This is a genomic window from Gemmatimonadaceae bacterium, assembly GCA_020851035.1.
Taxonomy (GTDB): domain Bacteria; phylum Gemmatimonadota; class Gemmatimonadetes; order Gemmatimonadales; family Gemmatimonadaceae; genus JACMLX01.
In genome coordinates, this window is the sequence record JADZDM010000021.1 from 617,669 (window position 1) to 636,056 (window position 18,388).

At 66.2% G+C, this 18,388-nt stretch carries 20 protein-coding genes; 8 read left to right on the top strand and 12 right to left on the bottom strand.

The features are described 5' to 3' along the window. Window positions 1-14 precede the first annotated feature (14 nt). Together IT355_15270 and IT355_15275 are read left to right on the top strand one after the other, a co-directional pair. On the top strand, window positions 15-1,241 hold the full coding sequence (locus IT355_15270) for a hypothetical protein (protein MCC7054630.1): 1,227 nt from the start codon (window positions 15-17) through the stop codon (window positions 1,239-1,241). A gap of 95 nt (window positions 1,242-1,336) precedes the next feature. Beyond that, window positions 1,337-2,614: a PD40 domain-containing protein gene (locus tag IT355_15275; protein ID MCC7054631.1), complete on the top strand. Its 1,278-nt coding sequence runs from the start codon at window positions 1,337-1,339 to the stop codon at window positions 2,612-2,614. 326 nt (window positions 2,615-2,940) lie between these two features. Here the strand turns inward: IT355_15275 and IT355_15280 are convergent, their stop codons facing one another. The 3 genes from IT355_15280 to IT355_15290 form a co-directional block, all read right to left on the bottom strand. Further along, window positions 2,941-4,107 carry a beta-lactamase family protein gene (locus IT355_15280; GenBank protein MCC7054632.1) on the bottom strand — a complete coding sequence of 389 codons (1,167 nt, stop codon included), beginning with the start codon at window positions 4,105-4,107 and terminating at the stop codon, window positions 2,941-2,943. A 513-nt stretch (window positions 4,108-4,620) separates the two neighbouring features. Beyond that, window positions 4,621-5,349: an ATP-binding cassette domain-containing protein gene (locus IT355_15285; GenBank protein MCC7054633.1), complete on the bottom strand. Its 729-nt coding sequence runs from the start codon at window positions 5,347-5,349 to the stop codon at window positions 4,621-4,623. After that, window positions 5,346-5,510, bottom strand: coding sequence for a hypothetical protein (locus IT355_15290; protein ID MCC7054634.1), 165 nt, complete (start codon window positions 5,508-5,510; stop codon window positions 5,346-5,348). The genes IT355_15285 and IT355_15290 overlap by 4 nt, the downstream gene beginning before the upstream one ends. 89 nt (window positions 5,511-5,599) lie before the next feature. On the opposite strand from IT355_15290, the gene IT355_15295 reads away from it, so the two are divergent. Next, window positions 5,600-5,770, top strand: coding sequence for a hypothetical protein (locus tag IT355_15295; GenBank protein MCC7054635.1), 171 nt, complete (start codon window positions 5,600-5,602; stop codon window positions 5,768-5,770). A 100-nt stretch (window positions 5,771-5,870) separates the two neighbouring features. Here the strand turns inward: IT355_15295 and IT355_15300 are convergent, their stop codons facing one another. The 3 genes from IT355_15300 to IT355_15310 form a co-directional block, all read right to left on the bottom strand. After that, entirely contained in the window at window positions 5,871-6,236 is a 366-nt protein-coding gene (locus IT355_15300) for a VOC family protein (protein ID MCC7054636.1), read from the bottom strand. A gap of 568 nt (window positions 6,237-6,804) precedes the next feature. Beyond that, on the bottom strand, window positions 6,805-7,479 hold the full coding sequence (locus tag IT355_15305) for an O-methyltransferase (protein MCC7054637.1): 675 nt from the start codon (window positions 7,477-7,479) through the stop codon (window positions 6,805-6,807). A 47-nt stretch (window positions 7,480-7,526) separates the two neighbouring features. Beyond that, window positions 7,527-7,817, bottom strand: a complete 291-nt coding sequence (locus tag IT355_15310; GenBank protein MCC7054638.1) for a hypothetical protein — start codon at window positions 7,815-7,817, stop codon at window positions 7,527-7,529. Between the two features lie 343 nt (window positions 7,818-8,160). On the opposite strand from IT355_15310, the gene IT355_15315 reads away from it, so the two are divergent. Next, the gene (locus tag IT355_15315) at window positions 8,161-8,421 is read left to right on the top strand and encodes a transposase (GenBank protein ID MCC7054639.1); all 261 of its coding nucleotides are present in this window, start codon (window positions 8,161-8,163) and stop codon (window positions 8,419-8,421) included. 360 nt (window positions 8,422-8,781) lie between these two features. On the opposite strand, the gene IT355_15320 is transcribed toward IT355_15315, so the two are convergent. Then, complete coding sequence (locus IT355_15320) at window positions 8,782-9,393, bottom strand: PEP-CTERM sorting domain-containing protein (protein MCC7054640.1); 612 nt, start codon at window positions 9,391-9,393, stop codon at window positions 8,782-8,784. A gap of 112 nt (window positions 9,394-9,505) precedes the next feature. Between IT355_15320 and IT355_15325 the strand changes: the two genes are divergently transcribed. Together IT355_15325 and IT355_15330 are read left to right on the top strand one after the other, a co-directional pair. Next, on the top strand, window positions 9,506-11,668 hold the full coding sequence (locus IT355_15325) for a hypothetical protein (GenBank protein MCC7054641.1): 2,163 nt from the start codon (window positions 9,506-9,508) through the stop codon (window positions 11,666-11,668). Window positions 11,669-11,675: 7 nt separating this feature from the next. Next, a complete protein-coding gene (locus IT355_15330) occupies window positions 11,676-12,335 on the top strand; it encodes an NAD(P)H-binding protein (GenBank protein MCC7054642.1) in 660 nt (219 codons plus the stop codon). 247 nt (window positions 12,336-12,582) lie between these two features. Here IT355_15330 and IT355_15335 read toward each other — a convergent pair whose 3' ends face one another. The 5 genes from IT355_15335 to IT355_15355 form a co-directional block, all read right to left on the bottom strand. Continuing rightward, window positions 12,583-13,137 (bottom strand): hypothetical protein, encoded by a 555-nt coding sequence (locus tag IT355_15335; protein ID MCC7054643.1) that lies wholly within the window; start codon window positions 13,135-13,137, stop codon window positions 12,583-12,585. Between the two features lie 498 nt (window positions 13,138-13,635). Then, entirely contained in the window at window positions 13,636-14,469 is an 834-nt protein-coding gene (locus IT355_15340; GenBank protein MCC7054644.1) for an alpha/beta hydrolase, read from the bottom strand. 757 nt (window positions 14,470-15,226) lie between these two features. Then, window positions 15,227-15,571 (bottom strand): BrnA antitoxin family protein, encoded by a 345-nt coding sequence (locus IT355_15345; GenBank protein MCC7054645.1) that lies wholly within the window; start codon window positions 15,569-15,571, stop codon window positions 15,227-15,229. Further along, window positions 15,501-15,839 carry a BrnT family toxin gene (locus tag IT355_15350; GenBank protein ID MCC7054646.1) on the bottom strand — a complete coding sequence of 113 codons (339 nt, stop codon included), beginning with the start codon at window positions 15,837-15,839 and terminating at the stop codon, window positions 15,501-15,503. Before IT355_15350 ends, IT355_15345 begins: the two co-directional genes overlap by 71 nt. A gap of 314 nt (window positions 15,840-16,153) precedes the next feature. Beyond that, window positions 16,154-16,663 (bottom strand): hypothetical protein, encoded by a 510-nt coding sequence (locus IT355_15355; protein MCC7054647.1) that lies wholly within the window; start codon window positions 16,661-16,663, stop codon window positions 16,154-16,156. An 823-nt stretch (window positions 16,664-17,486) separates the two neighbouring features. Between IT355_15355 and IT355_15360 the strand changes: the two genes are divergently transcribed. Both IT355_15360 and IT355_15365 read left to right on the top strand, forming a co-directional pair. Beyond that, window positions 17,487-17,834, top strand: a complete 348-nt coding sequence (locus tag IT355_15360; GenBank protein ID MCC7054648.1) for a type II toxin-antitoxin system RelE/ParE family toxin — start codon at window positions 17,487-17,489, stop codon at window positions 17,832-17,834. Window positions 17,835-17,836: 2 nt separating this feature from the next. Next, window positions 17,837-18,169, top strand: a complete 333-nt coding sequence (locus tag IT355_15365) for a helix-turn-helix transcriptional regulator (GenBank protein MCC7054649.1) — start codon at window positions 17,837-17,839, stop codon at window positions 18,167-18,169. Window positions 18,170-18,388: the final 219 nt, after the last annotated feature.

Below are 18,388 nucleotides of genomic sequence, written 5' to 3' on the forward strand. Positions count from 1 at the left end.
CAGACAGCGCAGGAGTGCGCGCAGCCTTCGCCGACTTCGCAACCGCCTGCCATTCGGCCGCTGCCGTCGCCTGGAGTCGCGACCTGTGTGGTCCGGTGGTGTTGATCGACCGGGGCACGCGACAGGCGTTTGCGAATCGCCCTGATCCTGACGGCACGTTCACGCACAGCGCCGGCGTCTATTCTGGGCCGGCGCCAGCATCCGCGCCGTACGCGAACACCGCCTTTGCGTGGAACGGCCGGCAATGGGCCGTGATCATGCTCCCGCTCCCCGAACGCCGGTGGAGCACGCTGGCACTGCTCGCCCATGAGTCGATGCATCGCCTGCAGTCGGAGCAGCGCTGGGACGGACGCGATGTCGACAACGTGCACCTGAGCACCGAGACAGGCCGCCTCTGGTGGCGCCTCGAGCTCCGGGCACTGGAATTCGCGCTCACGACGTCGGGACCGGCGCAGCGGCGTCATCTCCGCGCGGCCATGGCGTTCCGCCGCGAGCGGCAGCGCCAGCATCCGGGCAGCGCGGCCGCCGAGGACGCGCTGGAGTTCTTCGAGGGCACGGCGGAGTACGTCGGACAGCGCATCGCCAACGGAGCGGTGCCGCTGGGGCGACTCGCCACGGTGGACGCGATGCGGAGCGTCGAGCGTGCGCCAAGCCTCGTGCGCAGTGCCGCCTACGCCACCGGGCCCGCCCTCGGCCTGCTGCTCGATGATGTCGCACCGGGATGGCACACCGCGGTCCGGACCTCGCGCTCGATGGCGGCGCGCCTCGCAGCGGCCATCCGCGCACCCGTCCACGCGCTGCCGTCCGACTCGCTGGCTGCCCTCGGTGCGATGTACGGCTATGCCGGGATCGCGGACGAGGAACGGGCGAGAGCGCGCGAGCAACGCGCCACGCATGCTCGCCTCGTGACGCTCCTGGTCAGCGGGCCGACACTGACGTTCCGGCAGACATCAGCATCACGGTCGTTCGATCCGAACACACTCATTCCGCTTGATTCACTCGGGACGGTGTACCCGACGGGGAGCTTCGAGGCGGAATGGGGGCGACTCGTGGTCAGTGCCGGCGGCGCGCTGCTGTCGGACGATGGCGGGATGATTCGCGTGAGCGCGGCGGGAGCGGCACTTGCCGATGGAGCCCGCGGCACGCTCGGCGGCACGGGCTGGATTGTCGAACTCCAGGATGGGTGGACGGTACGGACGGATGGCCGTCCGGGAAGCTTCGTCATTTCCCGCGCCCCATGACGCGGCGCGCCCGTGGCGCAGAACGACGAGCGCCGACTCCCTCGCCTTGCAGCACCGCGAGCGCACGCATGAACCGTCGCATCTGCCGACCGACGATGGCTGCGCCCATCCTGCTGCTCCTGTGCGCCGGGCACGCGCGCGCACAGGGCCCGACGCCCGGGGCCTACTACTGCTACACCACGCAGAATGCCGCAGGGCGGGTGGCGACCGAGACCGATCGTGTGCAGGTCATGCCGGCGTTCTTCGGTGGGCTGGTGTTCCAGGCGAACGGCACCTATCGCTTCACGCGCCGCCCCGGCGGCGGGCGCGCTGCGCTGACCCCCGATCGCACGGGGCTCACCTTCACTGGTGACATGCGCTCGATGCGCGGCGAGGGCTACTCCGCCAGCGAGCACGCCTTCACGCTCACGAACGGCAGCATCGCCTTCATCTGCACGCTTGAAGGCGCGAGGTCCACCGGGACGGCGCCGGGAACCAACGGCATCCCGGCGCAGCCCACGACGACGGCACCGCAGCCCGCCGGCGGCAGGGGCGTGGGAGCGCGGAACGAGGGCACGAGAGGAAAGCTCCTCGTCACGGAGTCCTATGCATACAACCACTTCCTAGGCGCGGTCCGCGAGTTCGACCTCGCGACCGGGGCATTCCGCCGCCTGTTCCCGGATGGTGCGGCCAATCAGAATCCGCGCGGCGAGATCGTGCATTTCGACAGGAGTGCCAGGGTGTCGATCACGGATCGCAGCGGCACGCGCACGCTGGCCCAACTCATCGACAAGCCCCAGCTCCAGTTCGACGAGCTGTATCCAGCCATCTCGCACGCCGGTGACTTCGTCGCCCTCACCGGAGGCTATCACACGACCACCGGCGGGCTGGCTGACCTGGTCAGTGACGGTGTCGAGCTCGTGATCATGGCGCGGGACGGTCGCGTCGTTGCCCGGCACCGGTACCTGACGCAGGCCGCGTGGAGCCCGGATGGCGGCATCATCGCGGCGGGAACCGGACCGAAGCGCGGACTCTATCGCATCGAGCCCGGGTTCCAGACGGTGCGCCGCATCGCACCGTCCGTCGAGGACGCCGCGATGCCGGCGGTGAGCCCCGACGGAAAGTCGATCGCGTTCGTGCGGAATGACGAGGTCTGGAGGGTGCAGCAGGACGGCAGCGGGCTGGTGTCCGTGCTCACCGGCGGCACCGCCTCGTTTCCGGCATGGTCGCCCGACGGGCGCTTCATCGCGGCGCTGTCGATCGTGACACCCCGGTTCGGCGTCGCGAGGTCATTCGTCTTCATCGTGAACGTCAGCGCGGACACCGCGTTCGTGCCGAAGGACGATCAGGGTCGCGAACTCGAGTCGCGCAACCGCCTGGTCTGGCTGCCGTAACCTGCCGGCCGACGTCCGGTGATTCAGTTCAGCGCGGGTGTCGTGTACGTCACGCTCGACCCCTGCGAGGGTCCCCCCGTCCGAGCTCCGGTTCCATGCTGACAACTGATCGCAAGGTGTGGCGAAGGTCTGAGCGAACTCGAACGTGGTCCAGGGGTGACGTGCTTCGTGCGGTTGCGCGGTGCTGAAGTCGCGCCGGAAGTGCCCGAACCTCGCGGACACGACCACCCACGATGCAGGCGTCCTCACCCCGCGGTCGCCACTTCCGGTGGCCGCAGAATCGCCAGAGACGGATGCCTCGCGGTGAGACTCGCATGCGTTCTGCTTCAGTCGATATCGGCGAGTGGAGGCATGGAGACTCCATAGTGCTTCTTCACGAGCTGCCGGTAATATCCGGCGACATGAGGCTCGTCGCCGATCAATTCGAGGACGCGGACGGTGACGAAGATCCCATTGCCGCCATTGACGAAGATCACCGCGCCATTCTTCGTGTCCGGGGAGAAGTAGACCAACGCGTTCTCACCGGCATCGTTACCACCATGTTTGAGGACGGTATGGTCGCCATACCGGTAGACCATCCAGCCGATCCCATGGCCATAGGCGTCCGCGCAGCGCACCTCGGGGCCGGAGTCACAGTTCCAGGTCGGATCGCCGCTGAGGCTCGTGAGAATCGCCGAACGCTCGGCTACCTGCGCCGTGGTCAGCCAGTTGCTGCGGATGACTCCGGTCAGGAAGGTCGCGTAGGCATCCACGGTCGTCAGCAGGTCGTCGGCGGCGCTCCACCTTCCACCGGAGTTCTCCGCAAACCTGCCATTGAGTTCGCCCAGGGGCCGGTACTCGCCCTTGGCATTCATCGGCACGGCGAGCCGTCCGTCGAGCCATGTTCGGAGCCGGCCCATCGACATCTCCGTCACGCCCAGTGAACCGAGGAGGTGCTCGGATGCCAGCGCCTCGAAGTCGTGCCCGCCCTTGGCTTCGGCGTATTGAGCCGCCAGTTCGACGCCCGCACCGGAGTAGCCGAACCGAGTGTCGGGATCACGCACGAACGCAAGGCGCCCGTCCTTGTACTCGTAGGACCAATTCAGCAGCCCGGAACGATGCGAGAGCAGGAGACGCGGCGTGAGCAGACCATAGCGCGGATCATCCTTCAGGTCCGGGTGCTTGACGTACGCGGCTATCGGTTCATCGAGGTTGATCAACCCCTTGGAAGCCAGCGAGATGATCGTCTCTGCGGTCACCGTCTTCGCGACCGAGGCGGTGTTGAATACCGTGCTCGCAGAGACAGGAACACCCGGAGCCTGCTCGCCGTAGTAGCCAGTCCAGACGAGTTCGCCTCCCCTGATTATGCCAATCCCAACGCCAGCGCTGTGATAGTCGCGAAGCAGTCGCGGAACCAATGCGTCGAACCGGGCCTGCTCGATCGCGGGGGATGCCGGCGGCCCACCACGGGGCGTACCCGGGGTGAGCGTAGAGCACCCGAGTAGCAGCGCCAACGGAAGACCGCCCAGAAGCAGCCGAGTGTTCGCACTTCTCGGCTGGCCGGCATTCCGTCCTCGGGAAGCGTGACCGGAATCCGCCAAGCTCGCTCCGTCTCCATTCCTCATTGCCTGGTCCCCAAAGCGTTGTGTCCTGTGAAGAGTGCCGCGATGAAGGTGAAGCGCGGGGAACATGCCTGCACTGTCCCACCGGTCCTGCGTGGGTTGGCTCCGCAGTGGATACAGTCCGGGAACATAGGTCACACTCGGAACCGCGTACATGGCTGCCACTCCTTCGACTCTGCGCGGCGACATTCCTCTGCGCGAGGTCGCGACGCCCGGGTTGCAGACGAACCCCATGAATGAACGGCCCAAGTTCGCGCAAGACACCCTCAGTGACCGCTTCGCCATGGCCGAGCTGTGGCCCTTCGGGGGATCTCCGTTCACACGCTTCTGCTGGCCACGTTCGACGAACGGGTCCACGACATCCAGGGTTGACCCACGTGGAAGGCATGTTGTCGGACCAGAGAGTCAATCATGTTCCCGGCTGGTCACGCCAGACCACCCGCTTCCCAGGTACTCCCGCCGGAACGCCTCGTGATTGACGGCCACGGAAGGCGCACCCAACTCGTACGTCGTCCCGTTGGTGCACCAGCTGATGTGGTCCGCCGCTGCGAGGAGCGTGGGGACTTCATGCCCCGTGATCAGGACTGCCGTTCCAGACGCCACGAGCGATTGCAGGACCACCGTCATGTCAGCCGCATCCTTCGGCGAGATGCCACGATACGGCTCATCGGCGAGAAGGCAGCGCGGCTCGCGCACGATCACCGCGGCCAGCTCCGCGCGACGGAGCTCACCACCCGAGAGCCGGGTTGGCCGCTTGTCGAGATGCGCTGCGATGCCAACCCGCTCTGCCGCTGCCTCGACATCTCCACCGCCGAACTGGCGGCGAAGCATCTCCAGCTGAACCCGTACGGTGTACGCGCGTGAGAGGAGATCGTGATCGGGAAGATAGAACAGTCCTAGCGCGGCGAGTTCCGCGTGATGCGGGACGAGATACGCGCGCCCGGCGAACTGCACAGAGCCGCCATCCGGTGCGATACGGCCGGCGGCGATCTTGAGCAGTGTCGACTTTCCGATGCCGTTCCGTCCAAAGAGCACACGAAGCTGGCCGGACTCGGCGCGGAGCGTGGCTGACGAGAGAATCCGTCGATTGCCGTAGGACTTCGCCACGCAATAGGCGGTGAGGATGGGCGTCATACCGCCGCAGCCACGCCACGAACGACCAGTTCGCCGAGGAGTGCCGGTCCGAGGAAGTAGCCGAAGAGCTGTCGCCGTTTGATCCCGAGATTTCCGATGAGGTCGCGCTCATGATTGAGATGCAGCTCGACATAGCCAAGCGTCACACAGATCAGCAGCACACCAACGGTCGCGCTGAGTCCCATAGTAGCGGCCAAGCCGTACCGCGGCATCCGCCGCGATCGCGAACGTCCCGTGCACGGTCTCGTTGATGCGGCGCGGCGGCACGTTCCGATTCGGCAAGCGGTTGGTGTACCTCGCCAATGCACTGACGGACCAACGGATTGGGATGGAAGCGGCCGATGATGGCCTGTGGGCGATCTACTTCCACACCGTCCTGCTGGCCAGCTTCGTCGAACGCGACAAAGTCATCCAAAGCTGACCCGGGTGTATAGCATGTTTACCGGACCAAAATTTCGATCATGTTCCCGGATGTTCACCCGCGCGAAGGGGGCACAGAAGCACCTCCGGCGCCCTCGCGGTCAGACGAGACGCTCACCGAAGCGCAGCACGTTCCCGTCCGGGTCGGTGAAGTACGCTTCACGGCTACCCCAAGGGCGATTCTCGGGACCGAACGTGGGGAGCACCCCCGCGGCCGCGGCCCGCGCCACGAGCGCATCAAGGCCCCGGGTGTCGAAGTACACCACGGCGCCGACGGGGGCGACCGCATGCTCAGTCAGGAAGAGTTGGGCCACGCCTTGCTGCAGCGACGTCAGCCGCGGCGCATCGGGTGTCAGCTGATGCTGCCACGTGAGGGCGAACCCCAGCGCCGTGTACGTAGGCAACGAACACGAGACATCGACGACGCGCAGCGTTGGAATGGTCGCGTCGAGCGCAATATCAATCACGGCTTCCTCGGGGCTGGTGCACCACGGCGGGTGCCCGGACAGTCATGGAGACAGTGTGCTGTTACGACAGTGGTGGGCCGCCCGGAAAATACGACTGAGCTGGCCCCCCGGTTTCGCGTGGGTTCGCTCCTCGGATGCAAGCCGAGGTAACAGAGCCGCCGGCGACGGTCGTGCGTGTCGCCCCGATCGGGGGACCAGCCCATGTCCGTTTCCGCCCGGGCCGTCGTGCCGTCCGGGCGTTCTCCCGCAACAATCTTCGTCGGACTCGATGTGCACAAGGAGTCCACCACCCTGGCCGTCGTGCCGGCGGATGAGCCAGCACCGGGGCGGGCCGACAAGCTCCCCTCCTACCTCAGGGCTTTGCGACAGTACCTCCCGAGACGCGCGCGCATGGAGCGCCTCTCGAAGGCGGACTGTGATCGGATCGCGGACGACTTCATTTGCCGGCCCCACAAGCGCTGCGACCATCACACTTCGCTGGAACTCTCTGCGCCACCCGACACTGGTCCGTACACTTCAACTCTGACTTCAGGCAGCGCGCTCCGAAGCGTCTGCGCGAGCGGTTCGCTCAGACTTCCCGCACGATGGCGATCGCAAACCCGTCGTATCCCTTCACGCCCACCGTCTGGACAGCAGTGGCGCGCACTCTCGGCTCGCGCGCGAGCAGGGCGATTGCGTCACGGGCTCCAAGCACCTCGGGATCTGTACTCGAGGCATCAGCGACCGCGCCGTCGCGTACGACATTGTCCACGAGGATCATCGTGCCCGGACGGGACAGCTTGAGGGCCCAGGAGAGATATTCACGATTGCTCGGCTTGTCGGCGTCGATGAAGACGAGATCGAATGGCTCCACACCTTCTGCGGCGAGCGCGGCAAGTGACTCGGCGGCCCGTCCGATTCGGATGCTCACGCGGTCCGCCAATCCAGCCCGTGCAACATTCACTGCCGCGACCCGCGCATAGTCGGGCTCGAGTTCCAGCGTCGTGACCGATCCACTCGGACCGACTGCCCGCGCAAGCCAGATCGTGCTGAACCCTCCAAGCGTTCCGATCTCGAGCACGCGTCGCGCATTCGCGGCCTCGACGAGAACGCCAAGCAGTTGACCCTGGAGCGGTGAGACGTCGTACGCAGGAAGCCCAGCCGCTGCGTTCGACTCCAGTGCGGACGCCAACGCCGGGTCAGCCGCGAGGACCGCGCCAGCAAAGTAGGCGTCAACCGCCTGCCAGCGGTCATCCATGTCCATGCACTCTCCAAGGTGGCATCAGCCGGGACTGGCTTACGAGTCAGGGTTCAGCTGCGCGGCGACTTCACCGACGGGCAGCCGATGCGAACGGTCATGGTCGTCACACCATCCGGGCGCTCAGCGAACGAACCTACTGCACGCGCCCACGACCCGCGCCGGTTCGTGAACGCCATCACCCGGAACCCCTGTGCTTCGATTCGCACTTCGGTGCCGAACACGCTGCGATCGCGGAGCGAGACGGGGATCTCGGATTCGCGCCAAACACCGACTTTGGCCTTGATCACCTCGAGCGCGGCGTCACCGTTCACTGTGAGGTCTCGCGTCAGTTCGAATGCCAAAGTGTCCGAATTGACGCATGGATGAGAAGTGAACGCCGTAGCGTTCTACCGACACAGGGGTCTGCTGCAATGCGGCCTCGCGATGCCGCTCCTGCTCACGATACCTCGGACGCGTCGTCAGCAGCGATTGGCGGTGGATGGGGCGAACTCCCATACTGAGCGCAACGCCGGTCCAGCAAGGAACGGTGACCTGGGGTCCGCTTGGCTTCCATCCTCCGAAGGGAGCATCGTTGGGCCGGCGCCACGCAGACGTTGCGTCGAAACAGCCCGGCGCGCAACAGAACGGTGACAGGCGGCGCGCTCGGTGGGCGTATGCTCGGCGGTCCTGGGTCCCGGAGCGCGCATGCCCGACGCGGCCCTCGCCTGCGGCGAGCAATACCTCGCGGTCGGCATCGTGGCCTGCTTGCAGTCGCATGGCTCTCGGCGCAACTGGCATCCGCACCGGCACCTGCTCGTCACCGACGGCGGCTCCGACCGGACGTGGCGTTCGTGTCGTGGCCAGTGCACGACACCGCCCGGTTGGCCCAGGCGTTCCGCCGCGCCGTGCTTCGGTTTTTCTTGCGTCTGGAGCTGTTCGATGAGTACCAAGCCGCCGGCATGCTGACGTGGCCGCACTCCGGAGTGCTCGTGCACATCCCGGACAACGGGCACTTCACAACACCGAATCATGGCATGGTTTGCCAACCGCTCGCGCGGGCTGCGGCGTCAGGCCGAGCCCGCCCGCTCTGCGCCGCCCGCCGCCGTCTCGGCGCCACGACGCGCGCCGGACGCGGGGACCTTCCGTGTGCGCCGCCGTCCCACCGGCGCGACGGAGAGGGCCCTGCCGGCATCGCTCTCCCCATCCCACGGTCGTCGAGGCGCGCGAACGAGCGGCGTGCACCCCGCCGCCGGATGGACGGAGCTCGCGCGGTCGGTGATCGCGCCCTATACTCGACGGAGAGTCGACCCGCCCCGATTGAAGTTCCTATCCCGCTCGGCCTCGTTCGATCGTTCCGAACCTCGCGCCGGCTCGCCGCCGCGCGAAGACCGCCACTGCGCCGAGGCCTGCCAACAGGAGCGCGCTGCTGCCCGGCTCCGGAACAGTGGTCGCAGTCCCGATCCAGGTGATCGTAGACGTTCCGGATACATCGACCGGTAGTGTCGGGTCGCCGAAGAATTGACCGCTACCCGAAGCCAGGGCGCTCCCACGCAAGTCCGCAAAGATTCCAGTGCCGTCGATGATTGTGACGAGCGTGTTCGCGAACGAGAAGGCGCCCGCCGCCCCAAGCTGCACCAAACCGGAGTAGTTCCCGAGAATCGTGTTGAGCGGGTCGGCGGTGAACCACGTGAAGGTGCCACTGACGCTGAGTACGGTTGGGTTCGCCGTCGGGCTTATGAACTGTAGAGACACCTGACGAGTGACACCAAAGGGATTGAGTGGTCCGGTGACGGTGCCGTGATCGATCACTGCAGGGGGGACACGCGTCGGGTTGCCGACGAACCCCCCGGAGGTCGTGAAGTTGAACGCCTGCGCGTGGAGCGCGGCCACGGGTAGTGCGGCCGATAGCGCAAGCCCGTAGAACATTTGGCGCAGCATGTGTCCTCCAGCGAAAGGTGACGGGGTGCTCTTCCTCTGCGAGCCTATCCCGCGCTATGCTACCAACTCACCGTGATCGCACCGTGATCTGCCCTCCCCGCCCGCCTCACGCGTGACCGAACTGCACCTGCTCGGACCACTCCGCGTCACCGGTTCCGCCGACGTGTCCCCCTCGGCGCTGCTGGCTCGCCCGAAGCGATTGGCGTTGCTCACCTGGTTGATCGGGGCAGGCCCGGCTGGTGTGCGACAGCGCGACGAGATCCTGGCAGTGTTCTGGCCCGATGCCAGCGAGACCCAGGCGCGGACAGCGCTGCGCCAGGCGCTCCAGGTGCTGCGACGCGTCCTTGGCGCGGCCGCTATCCCGAATCGCGGGACAGGTGTGCTCGTCGATCCGGCCCACTGCTGGTCAGACCTGCAAGCCATCACCGACGCGCTCAACGCAGGCGATCACGCCACCGCGAATGCGCTCTACCGGGGAGAACTCCTGCAAGGGCTGGTGGTGCCGGGCGCAGCCCCGTTCATGGATTGGCTCGACGCCACCCGTCGTCGTTTGCACGAACGTGTCGCAGAATCGGCCGAGCGCCTGTCGAAGGATGCGGAAGCGAACGGGGACGCCGCCGGCGCACTGCACTGGGCACGCCGCGCTGTGCAGCTCCTGCCACTCGAGTCCCGTGCGACGTCACGACTCGTGGAATTGTTTGAACGGGCGGGTGAGGAGCGTGCGGCATTCGGGGCGCTGGAACGCTTCACGGAGCAGCTGCGTCGTGAGCTGGATGTCGCACCGGGTGATGATGTGCAAGTGGCGACCGCTGCGCTGCGACGCAAGCAGCACGCACCCGAGTTCACGGTACCGCAAGGTCCCAGCGCGGCGCCCGGTGTCGTCATGGCGCGTCCGCGCATCCGGGTCTGCGTCACTCCAGTGCTTGCACTGACCCATGAGGGCGATCTCGACGTGGAGGCAGAGGGTCTCACCGATGAGCTCATCGCGGCCCTCGCGGAGCTGGATGGCCTGGAGGTACTCGCCCGCGCATCGAGTGCGGCGCTCCGGAGCGATGCGACGGGCGAGTCAACGCTCGGACGGCGCGTTGGTGCGGACTTCGTGGTATCCGGTACAGTGCGAACCGGCGCCGCCGATTCGCGACGACTCGTCCTGCGCGTCCACGACGTTGCGGGCGACAGCACGGTGTGGGCGCGTCGCTACTCGTTTGCGGACGATGGCTTCCTCGCGTTGTACGATCGCGTCACGTACGACGTCGCCGGGGCCCTCCGTATCCTCGTCCCAGAGGACGGCCGCTGGATGACGGCACGACGTCGCAGCCGAAGCGTGGAGGCACACCAGCACTGGTTGCGCGGCATGCATCACCTCTGGCGCCGCACGCCGCAGGACTTGCAGCGATCGCTCGAGCATCTCGAGAGTGCCACCACGATCGATCCGTCGTTCGCGTCGGCATGGGATCTCCTGGCAGATGTCTGGATCACCTTGCCGATCTACGCGGGCTATCCGCCGCGTGACGCACTGCCGCGCGCCATCGTGGCGGTCGACCGTGCCCTGGCACTTGATGCATCGCTGCCCCTGGCACACGCCCACCGAGGCCTGCTCGCTGCCACATGGGAGTGGGACGTGGACGCGGCCGCCGCGCACCTGCAGGAGGCCATTCGTGTTGGGCCGTGCGAAGCCGCCGTGCACGTCATTGCGTCGATGTACGTGCACTGCGCGCGTGGTGACCGTGAGGCGACACTGTCAGCGTCCCGGCGGGCGCTCGCGCTCGATCCGGTGAACACGCTGTCGCTGGCCTACGCGGCGCTCGGCGCCTCGGTGGTTGGTGCATACGAGGAGGCGCGAGCATTTGCGGAACAATCGCTGCTGCTCGACCCCGCGATGACGGTGGCGCACTGGGCAATGTCGCGCACATACTCGTTGACGGAACGACATGCCGACGCGCTCGAGCACGCGGACACGCTCGTGGAATTGACACATGGCAGTCCGATGTTCACGGCCTTTCGCGCTGTCGTGCTGGCGCGCGCTGGACGACAAACACAGGCACGGGCTGTCCTCGAGCACCTGGCTGCGTCACCGTCCCTGGCTGGCGCCATCGGCGTGCACACCGCCGCCGCGTGGCTCGCCCTTGGTGACACGTCCACGGCGATCGCCTGTCTCGAGGAGGCAGCGTCGGCACGGAGTTCCACCGTCGTCTTTCTACGCTTCGAGCCACTGTTCGAGTCGTTGCGCACGGATGCGCGGTTCCGTGCAATCACCCAACAGGTCAAGGGATGAGGCATTCGTGAGGCTCACCGTGGCCGTGATTGGTGCTTCCGGCGCCACAGGGCGCGCACTGGTCGCCAGCGCGCTGCAGCGCGGCTGGCGCGTGCAGGCGTTTGTGCGCGAGGCGGCGCGCCTTCCACCCGACCTGGCCGCGCGTTGTTCGGTGGTCACCGGCGATGTGATGATTCCAGGAAGCACGCATCGTGCGGTACAGGGCGCAGATGCGGTCATCGTGGCGCTTGGTACGATGCCGGATGCCAGGAGCGATGCTGCGCGCCGCCAGCCGACGATTCCCGTGTGCTCGACAGGCACTCGCCTCATCGCGGAGACCATGCGCGAATGTGCCGTTCGACGACTGATCGTCATTTCCGCCACCTCCGTTGGCGAAAGTCGGCAGACGGGATCGTTCGGGGTCGGCTGGGCCGTACGGCGGGTGCTCCGCGATGTCATGAACGACAAGGAACCGCAGGACGCGATCATTCGCGCAAGCGACACCGATTGGACCATTGTGCGACCAGTCAGGCTCACGAACGGGGCCGCGACCGGAAAAGTTCGTGCGGCCGTCGGATTGCCGTGGCACTGGTGGTCCCGCATTTCCCGGGCCGATGTCGCGGAGTTCGCGCTCGATTGCGTGACCAGCGCAGACGCAGTTGGACGCGCGATTTCGGTGTCAGGTTGACCCGGGCGAGGAGAACGCCAGGGCCATGTGTCCCGTCCTGAGCATGGTCTCCTCGCCACGCCGCCCGGGAGGGGACAAGCGACATGGACCGCGTGCAGCATCGCCACCGCGCGGGGGTGAAGCAGCGGCTGGTCGGCACGATCGAGTACGGGCATGTCTTGCGTCAGGAGGCGACGCAGCGCGTGGACGAGCGTGACGGAACTGCAGCAAGGGCTGGACGCATTCGTCGACTCTGCAGCAATCCGGGTCAAGTGGCTTCGCGCGCTGCCAACGTGGCACTGGATCCTGTGCCCGCAGCGACCTGTGCCAAGAACGGAGCCACCTGCGAGGCCGACAGGCGCGTGACCGCGAAATGAGGCGCTGCGAACTCAGCGAGATGTCTGAGCATCGGCGGCAGTTCGTCGACGGGGAAGCGCCAGATCCAACGAATGAAACTCGGCTCTGGCCACTGTTCACGGCAGCCTGCAGCAAGATCCGGCCGCGATTGGCCTCGCGTCCTCATCCCGCGACGCACGACCCGGTAAATGCACTGGACCCGCGGTACGTCGAGCAAGATCACGTGATCGGTGCGCGCCAAACGCAGCGGCAGGGTCGCTGCGTAGTTGCCGTCCATTATCCACGCATCCTGCTCCGCCAGCGCTCGAACACGCTCGGCCCATTCCAGTCGCGGCGAAGGCTGCCAACCCGGCTGCCAGAAGAAGGCGTCGAGATGGACGACCGGCACGCCGACGATTTGCGCAAGTTTCGTGGCGAGCGTGGACTTGCCGGATCCCGCATTGCCGAGAACTATGACACGCTGCATCTCTGCACGCCTCCTGGCGACACGCGAAAGCCGCCAGCCACATGACGAACCGGGGTCCTGCTGCATTGCGGCCCGCTGATCGTACTCCTGCTCACGATACCGTGGGCGCATTGGCTGCAAGAATCTGGGTTAGACCGCCTGCAGCGCACTCTCGAACCTGAGATGACCGTAGTGCCAGAAGCACAACGTCCACCCGGCGCTCGGCGCCCAGACGGTGACATCGTCCGACGCGTCACGGCAGAATGAATCCCATGCATGAGTGAACAGCTCCCAGTCGGTGGCTACCGCTGACGAGACATCCCACGACACGAGCACCAGCGCTCCGTCACGGATGGGAAGTCCGAGTAACCATGGCTTGACACGTGCCCGGTCGTGAGCGGCATCGAAAGTCACAGCACCTCGTGACGAAACCGGGGCTCTCGGATGACGAAGGCGCGCTTCGCGTGCCACTTCCGCCGCTGCCGAGGGACCAAGCGGGCGTACCCGCGCGCCCCGTTGTCAGCGGCCACGGGCGGGCGGGCCCAGTCGCCAGAGCGTCCGCAGGAATTGCACCTGCGCCGCCAGCCCGGTCCGGCGCAACGCCGGGTCGGGATCGTACTCGGACATTTGATTGGACAGATTGCGCGTGAGCAGATGCCCCACCCCGGGGTAGATCTGCAGGGCGCATCGACCACCGGCGGCGCGCTGCGTGGTGCAGAACCGACGGACCGCGCCCGCTGGTGTCAACGAATCTTGCTCCCCGTGGACGATCAGCGTCGGGACGCCGCGCCCCCGCTGCTGCGCGACCGGCGAATAGTCCGCAACGACGCCGCGCCCGCGCAGCAACCGCACGAAGTAGGGGTCCCGTGCGAGATCCAGCGCGGGCGAGAGCAGCACCATGGCGTCCGGTCCGCCCTGCGGTGCCCGGCCCGGCGCATCCGCGCAGCCGCGCGTTCCGAGTAGCCCCACCAGTTGGCCGCCGGCCGAGACGCCATACCCCGCCACCCGCGTGGGATCGAGACCGAGGGGGCGCGCCGAGTCGCGCGCCCACCGAAACGCCGCACACGCATCGTCGCGCTGGTCGCGCGGCGTCAGCGTATCGTTCGCCAATCGGTACTCGATCGCGATCGCGACCATCCCGCTCGCGGCAAACTGACGCGCGGCGTCGAACACCCAGTCCGGGGCGCCCTCCGTCCAGCCTCCGCCATGAAACAGGAGCACCGCCGGCCGCGACGGCGCGCGGCGCGCGGGCGAGAACACATAGGCGTGCAACGCCGTGTCGGCCGTGCGACGGTACGTGTGGGGCGTCGGTTCGCCGTCGGGCGGCGCGCCCTGCGCCGCGACGCCCGTCACGCGCGTGAGCAGCGCGATCGCGCCGATACCCCGGAGGAGACAGCGCCATCGACGTTTCATACCGAACCTCTCGAGAGTCTGCCCCGTGCTGCCGCCTGCCTAGGCAGGGTGCTGCTGCGGCTGTGGCCGAACACTGGCCCGCCTGATCACAATAGCCCGGCCGCAGCGTCAGCAGCAACCCGCGGTTTAGCCGGCCCGTTGCTTCGTGCAGCCACGCGTACACGCCATTGCCGAGGAGGGCAGATAGCCGCCATTCGCATCCTCACTTACGGCACGCTTCCCTCGCAACGTAGTCCGCGATAGCCCCCGTAACGATCGGCGCCATCGCGGCGTCCGGCGTGCTCGCGTTCATCTGCTCGCGCGTGTCGCCCGTACCGAGATATCGCACCGTTTGGGCGGCACAATCAACTTCTCGGCGAGAGAACGATGTGCCGCTGCTACCCACACGCTTGGTCAGGATGGTCGGCCGTTCCGGAGTGCCGCCCTTCTCAAGAACGAAGTACTCGGCCTTCGCATCTGACGGAACGCGGAGGGGCGTCCCTTCCTCCTTGGGCGCCGAGGAACATGCGGCAAGGGCCGAAATGGCCACGCCGATTCGAGCAACCCTTCGAACGTGCACCACTGCGGGCTCCTTCAAAGGTTTGGCCAATTTGCACATGACGCGTTCTGCTTGACGAACATGGTTCTGCTGCAAAGTGGCCTCGAGAACTTTATCCTGCGCACCACATTCTGGCCACTTTGGCAGCAGCAACCGGCGTTAGACGGCCCGTCGCTTCCGCGACGACGGCCGCTCCGCCGCACCGACCTGCTCGACATAACTCCGCAGCACGGCGTTGATCCGGGTCTGATACTTCGGCCCCGTCTCCCGGAACCACGCGATCACGTCTTCATCCAAGCGAATTGAAATCGCCTGTTTCGTCACGGGCGTCACGACGCGGGCCCCCTGCCAGAAATCGTCCGGCAGGGCGCGAAGCTCGGGCGGTGCGGTGCGCGCAATCTCCGCGTCGGAGGTCCGGCGCAGTCGCGCGAGGTCAGCGCGCCCCTTCGACGGCGTCTTCGTCGTCGTCGCGCGGCGGACTGGCTTCGCGGATGGCTTCGGCATAGCGGCGGCGCTCCTTGCGGTGGCTGAGCCGGGCGCTGATGATGCGGCGCACAATTGCGCCGTCAGCAGCGATCCGGTCGGTGAAGACCACGGTGAGTGGGATCGCATCGGCCACCCCGAGCGCCACAACGCGGCGCTCGCCGTAATCCCGGCGCGTGTCATCGAACTCGACATAGGTCGCCGCGAAGATCTGGCTGGCGAATTCGAAGTCGAATCCGCGCTGGGCCAGGTTCCGATCGCTCTTCGCGGCATCCCAGTCGAAGGTCACCGCGGAAAACTACGCCTGTATATACACGGACGCAAGAGTGCAGGGCCGACTCACTATCATGGTACTGCTGCGAAGCGGCCAACCGACCGCTGTCCTGATCACAATACTCTGGTCGCTTCGTCATCAGCAACCGGCGTTAGGCCGCGCTCGCGCGCAAGGTCGACAGACACCGGCGCTTTGGAAACCCGCATTCAAGAAGGCTGCCAATCACGCGATATGTAGCGATGAGTGGCACGCCGTCCGCACCCTTGCCCCGCCACCGCCGTCGATCCTGCGCGCCGAACGTCGGTGCTCGAGTCTGCTCCCGACGGAGCCTAGCGCGACGAACCGAGCGTGAACTCGTTCGACGCGACCGTCGGGATCCTGCCGCTGACGCCGTGCCAGACATAGCCGGCTTGGTAGCGGAGCGGCACGTCAAGTGAGGCGGCGTCCCAGCGCGGGGCGCCTGGCCCAGCGAGCGCCGCCGCCACCTGGATTTCGGCATCCCGTATCTCGCCCGGAAGAATGTCTCGGAGTGAGGCGCCTCCCGTCGCACAGACGGGCATCCATGCCGAGCGCCACGTCCCGCCCGATCGCGATTCGATGTACGAGGCGCACGGCTCTACGCTCACCGACGTCGCGCCTGTGTTTTCAAAGCGCAACGGCAGCGTGAACCGCACCCAAGTCACACTGCCGGCCGCCGTGACGACCGGGTCCACCGACGCGGCGCGCACGGTCACGGTGACGGTGACGGCAGCAGGGGCCGGCGGCGCGACCGCGTTCGTGCAGGCTCCGAGCGCGGATAAGGTGCCGGACAACAACAGGATCTGACGACGCTGGCGCATGCATCACCTCACCGTAAGAGTGGGGACCGCTCGTGGAGCACATCGTGCGGCCTAACGACACAAGGTCTGCTGCAATGCGGCCGCCTGATGCCGCTCCTGATCACGATACTTCGGCCGCATTGTCAGCAGCAACTGGCGTTGGTGCGGACAACGAAACTCAGTGATCCGCGGGACGAGAATACCGATCGCATTCTGACCCATCGGCGTTGAGGGCGACGATGCTCGTCCATTGGGTCCGCGGTGGAAGCGGAAAGAAGAAGAACCGGAATTCTGGGTGACCCGATTCGATCAGTATCGCCTTACCCGTCGCTTGTCTCGCTAGCTCGACACATACAGAGGCGACCGAGCAGGAGACGACGCCGTTTATATAGCCAAGGCCGTTGTCTTTGCGAAAGCTCCACCAAGGCGAGCGGCCTTGCTGCGACCATCCCGTACTCCCTATTGGGCCAAGTACGCGCGATCCCAGGTTCGCGAAAGGCAAAGCTCCAGAACCGCCGCTACCGCTCCCGCCGTCTGGCCCACTCAACGCGACCCAATCATGGACCATATCGCCTCGAACTTCCCCATGATAAGCCCATCGGTATCCAAGAAACTCCCCCGAAGCACGCAACGGCAAATCGGGTTCAGCAGGGCGACGATTCATTTGATCCGCACGGCGATGGTGTAGGTCCGCCTAACGATCCTGGTTCTGCTGCAAAGTGGCCTCTAGAACCTTATCCTGCGCACCAAACTCTGGCCACTTTGGCAGCAGCAACCGGCGTTAGGAGGCAGCTCCGGAATATGCCGGGCTTGACATATGTCACTCCTGACATAGTATACCTGCATTGCTGCGAGCGACCGCCCGTTGATCTGGCTGCACGGAACCGTGAAGACGCCGCCATTCAGTGCCGCGGCGCGGCTCGAGGCTGGTGTGTTGCTTCGGAGGCTGCAGCGTGGCGACAAGCTGAGTCTGCCGCAGGCGCGCCCGATGCCGGCGATTGGCGCGCGGTGTGGCGAGCTGCGGATTCCCGACGCCGACGCGACCTGGCGCATCTTGTACCGACTTGACCCGGATGCTGTCATCATTCTGGCGGTGTTCGCGAAGAAGACGCAAGCCACCCCGAAAGCCATTCTGGAGACGTGCGCGGCACGCCTCAAGTTGTATGACCGAAACGCTCGTGGGGGAACGTGACGATGCGGAAAGCAAAGCAGGCGGCACTTGAGTCCCAGGGCTGGCGCGTCGGGTCGGCAGCGGAGTTCTTGGAGTTGACGCCGGAGGAAGCCGCGGTGGTCGAACTGAAGCTCCGCCTCAGTGATGCCCTGCGGGCCCGGCGAACTCGCATGCGTTTGTCTCAGGACGCCGTGGCCTCGCGCCTCCGATCGAGCCAGTCGCGCGTCGCCAAAATGGAGGCCGGAGATGCATCGGTCTCGCTCGATCTACTGGTGCGTGCGCTGGTCGGCTTGGGCGCGACACCGAACGACATTGCCAAGGCGATGCAAACACCGAAACGACGCGCTGCCGCCTAACGAAGCGGGGTTCTGCTGCAAAGCGACCGCACGATCCTACTCCTGCTCACCGACCGCAGGTCGCATTGTCAGCAGCAACCCGGGTTAGCAAGGGCGAATTCACATACTTAGTGCACCACCGATCCTGCAAAGAGAGGTGACCTGGGGTACGCTTGGCTTCCATCCTCCGCCAAGAGAAAGGTTGCCATGACGCCGTACACCCAGATCACCTCTGAAGAA